Annotated in this window: 2 tRNA genes and 1 rRNA gene; all 3 read right to left on the reverse strand. The window is 48.3% G+C overall.

The window, feature by feature from the left end:
* Positions 1-88, reverse strand: a 16S ribosomal RNA gene (locus ERX55_RS11255); the annotation flags it as partial.
* A 163-nt stretch (positions 89-251) separates the two neighbouring features.
* Positions 252-327, reverse strand: a tRNA-Ala gene (locus ERX55_RS11260).
* 14 nt (positions 328-341) lie between these two features.
* Positions 342-415: transfer RNA gene (locus ERX55_RS11265), tRNA-Pro, on the reverse strand.
* Positions 416-462: the final 47 nt, after the last annotated feature.

The raw sequence follows: 462 nt of genomic DNA on the forward strand, positions 1-462 counted from the left end.
GTGCAAGCACCTCGTCTGTCCGCTCGACTTGCATGTATTAGGCACGCCGCCAGCGTTCATCCTGAGCCAGGATCAAACTCTCCATAAAAGTGTTTGATAAAGCTCTCTGATTGGTTAAGCCAATCACACTTTAACATTGCACAAACTCGGCTACGCGAGTTTGCAAATGCGACTAGCGATTAAAATCGCAGTCTTATTTGGAATTAACGTTGACATATTGTCATTCAGTTTTCAATGTTCATTTAAATAAATGGTGGAGACTAGCGGGATCGAACCGCTGACCTCCTGCGTGCAAAGCAGGCGCTCTCCCAGCTGAGCTAAGCCCCCATATATTTAGTAAGTCGGGAAGACAGGATTCGAACCTGCGACCCCTTGGTCCCAAACCAAGTGCTCTACCAAGCTGAGCTACTTCCCGTAGCTATAAATGGCGCGCCCGAGAGGAGTCGAACCCCTAACCTTTTG

This window comes from Macrococcus bovicus (genome assembly GCF_004359575.1).
Lineage (GTDB): Bacteria > Bacillota > Bacilli > Staphylococcales > Staphylococcaceae > Macrococcus > Macrococcus bovicus.